The 7664-nt window shown below is 35.1% G+C and carries 4 protein-coding genes and 1 pseudogene; all 5 read right to left on the bottom strand.

All coding sequences use genetic code 11. The features are described from left to right. Window positions 1-194: 194 nt before the first annotated feature. Entirely contained in the window at window positions 195-1343 is a 1149-nt protein-coding gene (locus tag HR057_RS11615) for a glycoside hydrolase family 113 (RefSeq protein ID WP_173731605.1), read from the bottom strand. 113 nt (window positions 1344-1456) lie between these two features. Further along, window positions 1457-2619, bottom strand: a pseudogene (locus tag HR057_RS11610) (glycosyltransferase). A gap of 359 nt (window positions 2620-2978) precedes the next feature. Beyond that, the gene (locus tag HR057_RS11605; RefSeq protein WP_173731604.1) at window positions 2979-4589 is read right to left on the bottom strand and encodes a DUF2334 domain-containing protein; all 1611 of its coding nucleotides are present in this window, start codon (window positions 4587-4589) and stop codon (window positions 2979-2981) included. A 1253-nt stretch (window positions 4590-5842) separates the two neighbouring features. Then, a complete protein-coding gene (locus HR057_RS11600; RefSeq protein WP_173731603.1) occupies window positions 5843-6901 on the bottom strand; it encodes a tartrate dehydrogenase in 1059 nt (352 codons plus the stop codon). 203 nt (window positions 6902-7104) lie between these two features. Beyond that, the gene (locus tag HR057_RS11595; RefSeq protein ID WP_173731602.1) at window positions 7105-7434 is read right to left on the bottom strand and encodes an Lrp/AsnC family transcriptional regulator; all 330 of its coding nucleotides are present in this window, start codon (window positions 7432-7434) and stop codon (window positions 7105-7107) included. Window positions 7435-7664 lie beyond the last annotated feature (230 nt).

Genomic DNA, 7664 nt, shown 5'->3' with positions numbered 1-7664 from the left:
AAACCGCATCTATTTATGATACGGTTCGTCTCCCTTATACCATAATTTTTCCTAGTTTGTTCTAATGCCGATATTCACTCCAGTGCTTAAAATTGTCGCCACAATTGTTTATTAAAGGGTTGGAAATGTACAGCTGGACCTCAAATTTTCCAAAAGTGGAAGTTGTATTGGTTTCAAACTCACAAACTACTTCTTTATTCATTTGAGAAGCCTTTTAGAAACTGTTTCTTAATCACCTTTTCCGTTGGCATGTTTAACGGGGAGAAGCTAATTTCATTTGGATCTTGACCGACCAAGACACCCCACCAATAAATACCTTGAACTCTTGGCTTCCATACATTATAAGTTGCCTCATAATAGTTCACTTGCGCTTGTGGATCATACCTTTGATTAGGTAAACTCCCTGAATAAGGAGTTCGGTAAGCACCAGCAACTGGAATAATTCCTGCTTCTGTTACAAGAATGGGCTTTTGCCACAATGTTTCTTTCATTTGTTTAATCTGTCTCATCCATTCCTTTTCCAACATTTCCGTTGTAGCATAATCCGGCAATTCCAAAGGAAAATATGCATCAATTCCTATATAATCGAGCAACTTTACAAACTCAATGGAATGAATTTCATGGACCGTGTCAAAGTTAAATGAATACACCAACTCCCCTTTGTATACTTGGCGCACCTTTTCTATAAGTTTCATCCATCGATTCTGATATTGATTTTGCATAGAATTCAATTCAGTACCAATATTAAGCGATTTTGCGTTGGTCGATTGTGCCAACATAGCATAAGTGAGTATCAACTTTTCATAGCTATCAAACCAAGCATTTGGATCCTTCGGTTTAATTTGCCCTCTCCACATATTAGAGGGTAAGAATGCTTGCTCATCCATAATAGGTCTAATCATTACACTAAGCCCTATGTGATGTGCCTCTTCTATGACTGCTTGTAATTCTTCAATGGTCGGTGTATAGATTGGACTAGTAATTACCTCATTGGCTTTCCAATCTGATTGATAAAAGGGAAAATTTATTGCAACACTGTTGATACCTAAACTTCGTAAATGTTCAAATACATTTCTAGATTCAAGTGTATCGGGATGACCGTAAATGATTACATTCATACCCGCTTGAAATTCATCACTAGAATATCTAAACGGTGATCTTTTTTTATTTTCCTCTATATTCCGTGGGAAATTAGGTAAATTTTTTATCACTACCGGAGTTTCCATATCAGAAGTTTTTATTTGATCTTCTCTCTTAATTGAAGAAAATGCTTTCCCTAAGAAAAATATCAATAAAAGAAGTACAGCGAGTATTACACAAATCATCAACTCACTTTTTAACATATATTTTTACACCTCGTATTATTTAAATGAAAACATAAGTAGGAGCCAATAATTAGTTGATTTAGGATACAGATCATTTTTATGTTCATGAGGAATTTTTAATTTTTCCCTTGCTATATAGAATGGTTTTGTTTTTCGATTCTCTTAAATCGCTGTGTTTTATACCATTTAACTTCCTGCTTTAATAAAACACGCTTTGTTTCTAAAAATAATGAGTAAACTACGAGAAAAAACCACATTTGAGAATAAATAAAATACATTATTACGACAGTCCAAAAGTTTTTGATTGTAAGCTGGTTTCTCTCCATAGATAATGCTAAACATGCTTCTGAAACAAATAGGAGAAAGCCAGTAATTAATAATAAAAATATTACAATCCCAATTGACAGTTTTATTCCGCCTACTGCATTAACTATAAAAATGATATGTGAAAGTAGAACGCCACTGAAAAATAAAAGGTAAGTAAATAAGAGATAAAACAAATCGATAAAAACTTTTTTATTTTTCAATTGATTTAGGTTGAATAAATATTTAAATATCACATATTGATTTCCCCGTGCCCACCTCGTTCTTTGTTTCCACCATACCTTCAAGTTTTCAGGCTCTTGTTCCCAACTGATCGCTGCTGGGAAAAAGTGAATATAATAACCAAGATTATATACACGTATGCTTAATTCCGTATCTTCAGAAAGGGCGTTTTCATCCCAACCTCCAAGCTTCTCCAGAATAGATCTGCGAATAGCAAAGTTTGTACCTGGAATCGTAGTCATCTTAAACCAAAACCACCGTCCAGCCTGAGCCAGCCATTGGAAAGTTAATGTTTCAATATTAATTAACCTTGTAAGTAAGTTTTGGTTAGCATTTACAACCCGGAATTTCCCTACGATGGCCCCTGATTTAATGCCCCCGATTTCCCTTTTCCGGCATTTGGGGGCTTTGTATGGACAGCCTTTATAAAAGGATATTGTTTAGAATAGTCATCAATAATTACCCCCGTAAGGTCGCTTGAATTATCGTTTATAACTATAACTTCCAACTTATCTTTTGGATAATTTAGCCTAACCATTGATTTAATTGTTTCCTCAATGACAATTTCCTCATTATGTGCTGGAATTAGAATACTAACTTTCGGAAATTCATCTATAGATTGTGTCAGTTTTTCTTTGAATCTCTCATATTTTATTGAGTGTAAAAATCCTCCCAGCATAAGAAACACATGATAAAACAACATGAACCAAATTAAGAAGAGCGAAAGATATAAAAATAGGTCTGCCATGATATCACCCTTCCATTTTAGTTTTTCTACTAGTGAGAAAAATGGTAAATGCAATAAACGCTATAATCGCCAATCCTCCCATATACACCATCCCCCATACAATCATTTCAACGATTTTATTAATATGATATAAAGGGAAGTCCAAAGATGATAGCAGTAAGCCAATATGGTGTATATTGCAAAATAAAAATACATAGTTTTGCAGTGCAGTTGCTCTGTAGTAACTTTACACGGAGTAGCGGGCATGATAGCCTTTTATGGTGAAGCCAGTCCTTGATAATACTGGCTTCCTGGCTTAGAAATCATGCCCGCAGAGGCTCCGTGTCAAGTTGCAATTCTCTGTATTCGATTCTGCAATACTATGTATTTTTCACCTGCAAAAAACAAATATGGTCAATATCTGCTTTGATTTCTCCATTTTCAGTGTAAATCTCAACATTATCTGCTTTTACCCATAAATCCATTTGTTTTAAATCAATCCATGAAATATTTGGAAGTCTCTCCATCTCTTCTATTAACTCCTTAAAGCCTTCGACTCCCAAATATGGGTGATAAAAGGCAGCCAACATTCCATCTTTAGTTAATTGAAATCTTTTAGCCTCTTTCATCATATTTTGAACTGCTTCAGAATCATCCGGTTTTACGTATCCAAGTGTTTCTGGAAGTAATTGCATACCATTTAAGAATGAAGGCGAAGTGATATATGGGGTCGTATCCATCACTTTCCAATCCCTATCACTTATTTGAATATGCCCAACATACGTGGAAAAATACTCCGAAACTACTGTGTAACCATTTTGTGACATTGTATAATGTGGTGCTTCGAAAGCCAAAGGATATAGTCCGTAAGTAACCAATTCTTGAATACCTCTTGTTAATTTTGTCTCAATATAATCTCTTTCAAATTGTTTCAAATTGTCGATGTAGCTTTCATATTCTGCTTTTGTGTCAAAGTCGCTTTCTTTTAGTAAGGTGAATGGTTCATTAGGAAGAGCATAAATTGGAGTATTATGTTCAACATCCCAAAATTCAAAGCCTTCCCCTGTCTCACTATCCCTAAACTGATGAGTATAGCCATGGAGGACAATACTTCCCCCATTTCTTTGCATTTCTTTCAGCACTTTTAACAGCTTTGGAGAATTTGAAAAATGATGTTTTTCACCGGTTTCAGGATTTGTATAAACTGGAATAACAGCCACCATATACGGAATATTTTTTTCCTTTAAAATTTCACCAATTTGCTTCAAATTATTGGGATCTACTAGTGGGTGGACATCTTCGAGTCGGATATATGCTGGGTGTTTGGTATCATGATGAACGTTAAAAATGTCATGAAGCACTTCTCCGAATAAGATGGATTTTTTTGAGGATATGGTGTTTACGGCATAATAATATTGATTTTCTTTCTTAACCAAGACAGGATATGTGGCCGCATCTCTTGTTCTTTTTCCCTCTAACAATATTTCAGTATCTTCAGCCACATCAATTTCAATGATCCTTTGGCTTATTACATCTAATACATCATCTTTGTTACTTGTTAAATAAACTTCATTAATTTCTCTTTCGTGCAATGGAGTAATAAATGAAAATTTATTACCAAGCTTTTCTAAATTGTAACCAATTGCTACAAAGGTGCCGTCATAATCATCAAATAATGTATTAAACTTGGATGGAAGTTGAACATTGACTTGACCGTAATAGAACAGATGAGTAACATTTAGTAAATCCTTTTTCTCCACTTTCTCGCTGCTAATAAAAGTGACTTCATTCGTAAAGTGACTAATTAACATATCCAAAAACTTTAGGTACTCATTGATTTCCCCATCCCTAGTTGTATATATAACCAAGGCTTTAATATCACCCTTTTTCTCCGCACTCCCATTCGGTACACTTAGAAATAGGGTAAAAACAGTTATAAAATACAGTAAAAGAATGAAGCCTTTACGTATTATCCCTCGACTATTTCCCATCCTTCTTCCTCCAAAATTTAAATGTAATGTAGTAAAAATGTCATACAGTAAAAACATTATGCTATCGGGTGGAATATATGAAACAAATTAATATAAAAAATTTTATAAAGTTATTTATATTTATTTATATAGAAAGTAAATAATGTAACTTTTTTCATCGTTGAAACATCCTACACCTACGTATGGCTCCGTATACGGCGTCTCAGTTAAGATATTAGACACAAGAGCCTAACTTTTTCAAAAGTGGGTATTTAGTGCCCTCTTTTGGCACATCTCATAACGAGCCTATAGACTTTTCAACCATTGGGTTTTCTAACAGAATTTTCCAAAACCTAAGTTGTTCTAGACCAACGTGATATCTGCTAACCTCTGATAGACTAGCTATTAATCGCTAAGTCGATGTATCCGTCAAATACCCCTGAATAAGTATGTAATCTTTCCTTCCATCTACCTAATTTTTACTCTGTATCCCATCGATAGAAATGACTTTATTTAGTGTTGTAAATTCATCTAGCCATATACGAAAATTGTGTTCTAAAAGATAATAAGTTTGTTCCTTGCTTTCTCCAGATACCTCGTCATCACAGCACCCTTTTGTTTGTTACTTCTTTCTACACAGCGGGACTTACATCCCGTAGATGACATCTAAACAGCAAAAGCGTGTATTTTGCAAAATAAAAATGGTTCTTACGTATATATGGTGAAACATTGAATTTTCAATTAATGTTTTTAAATAATAGTTCGCCTTTTGCATATGTTTTGAGACAAAATTGTCGGTGAATACCATTCGTTGTTTCTCTTAACGAACATATTTTGAGTGATCACCAAAAGTCCGTAAGAACCATAAAAATACATAGTTTTGCAGTGCAGTTGCTCTGTAGCAACTTTACATGGAGTGGCGGGCATGATAGCCTTGGATGGTGAAGCTAGTCCTTTATACTCGCTTTCTGGCTTGGGAATAGACCTGAGAGGCTCCGTGTCAAGTTGCAATTCTCTGTATTCGATTCTCCAATACTATGTATTTTTCGCCTGAAAAAAAATAAAAGCGTACCCATGCTGGATACGCTTGTACAATATTGTTCGATGTTTTTATCTAATTAATTTGATTTTTTGAAGAACTCTAAATCCTTTCTTCTTTGTCGTGATAGTTCACATCCCCATATTGGAAAAAATTTTATTGACTTCCTTTTAAATCCAATTAGGTACAAAAATTCAACGGTTACAGAAACAAATCAGTTATTGTGTATACAAAATTATAACTGTTTAATTCTTTTACAAATCTCTTCTGTTACTTCATTTGTAGTGGCCGTTCCGCCAATATCAGGTGTGACAATACCAGCTTCCGTAACTTGTTCAACAATGTCTAGTAATTTGGTGCCAAGCTCATTCTCGCCAAAATGATCGAGCATCATTTTAGCTGTCCAAATTTGACCGATTGGATTCGCTATGCCTTTCCCAACGATATCAGGAGCTGATCCATGTACAGGTTCAAACATGGAAGGATATTTCCCATTAATATTTATGTTGGCAGCAGGCGCAATTCCGATACTTCCCATAATCGCAGCTCCTAAGTCAGTTAAAATATCACCAAATAAATTACTTGCAACAATTACATCAAACATGTGTGGACGGTTCACAAAAAATGCCGCCAATGCATCAATGTGAATAGATTCTGTTTCAATAGTAGGATAATCTTTTTTTACATCATTAAAGACCTCGTCCCAGAACGGCATCGAATGGAAAATTCCATTTGATTTTGTAGCGCTTGTTACACGACCTCTTCTTTTCTTTGCCAATTCAAATGCATACCTCATTGCCCGTTCTGTACCTTTTCTAGTAAATATAGCGTTTTGAACGGTAATTTCATCTTCCCCACGGTGAATTCGTCCGCCAATTTCACTATATTCCCCTTCACTATTTTCACGTACCACGATCAAGTCAAAATCTTTCGGGTTAGCCAAAGGTGATTTTACTCCCTTTATCAGCTTTGCCGGCCGAATATTTATCACTTGTTCAAATTCTCTTCTTATTTTGACAAGCAGCCCCCATAGCGAAATGTGATCAGGTACAAGCTTCGGGTTGCCAACGGCACCTAAAAAAATCGCATTGAAATTTGCGAGAGTTTGCAAACCCTCTTCAGGCATCATCTCACCATGTTCAAGATAATATTCACAACTCCAATCAAACTGAGTTGTTTCAAAACGCAAACCTCCATGTACTTCGCAAAGGGTATCTAACACCTTTAAAGCAGCAGGTACTACTTCCCGACCTATACCATCCCCAGGGATAACAGCAATTTCAAACTTCTTCATTGTTTCTCATCCTTTGATTTATTTTATTATTGCTACAGTACATCATTACATAAATTACCGATCTGCTCAATCTCAACAACTGTCTTTTAGTGGGAACTATTACAACCACATTATTTATTCAAATCTACAAATCTATTAATCTGATCTTTCAATGGACGCCACACTGACTTGTGCAGTATTTTTATTACACGTTTATACAAAGATTATTTTATTTTTCCAATTGATAGATTAACTCTGTAGTTAGCAAATTTAAGGATCTCATCAAGCAAATGATTTAATGCAACCTGATCAGAAACGCTCGCTTTAATCATATAGCATCCTTCACCACTTATGCGGTGAGCTTCCGTTATATCCGGATTTTCTTTTATATACTTTTGAAATGCAGTGTGTTGATTTGATTTTAGAAAAATCATTATATACGCTTGAATACTCTTCCCAAGCTTTAATTCGTTCACTGCAATGGTATATTGCTCAATAATTCCCTCTTCTTCCATCCTGCGGAGTTTTACCAGACAAAACCAATTAGAAGACAAAATTTTTGTGCCTGCGAATGGAGAGATTTTTCGAAATTAGATAGCGGGATTTAATCTGGCAGATGAATTAACCATACAAATAACTATACGGTTTCGTCAATTCAGACATGCGTACGTGTGAATCTGAACTTGACGGATTCGTATGAATGGACCCTACATTCCTCATTAGGTATGCGCGAAATCAACGTATTTTCTTTTGGTAAAAGGGAAAAACACCGCTCTACTTGTGC

Origin of the sequence: Calidifontibacillus erzurumensis, from assembly GCF_013303125.1 — a bacterium.
Lineage (GTDB): Bacteria > Bacillota > Bacilli > Bacillales > Bacillaceae_J > Calidifontibacillus > Calidifontibacillus erzurumensis.
The sequence above is the reverse complement of the archived record's forward strand: the minus strand, read 5'-3'. Positions and strand labels throughout refer to the sequence as shown.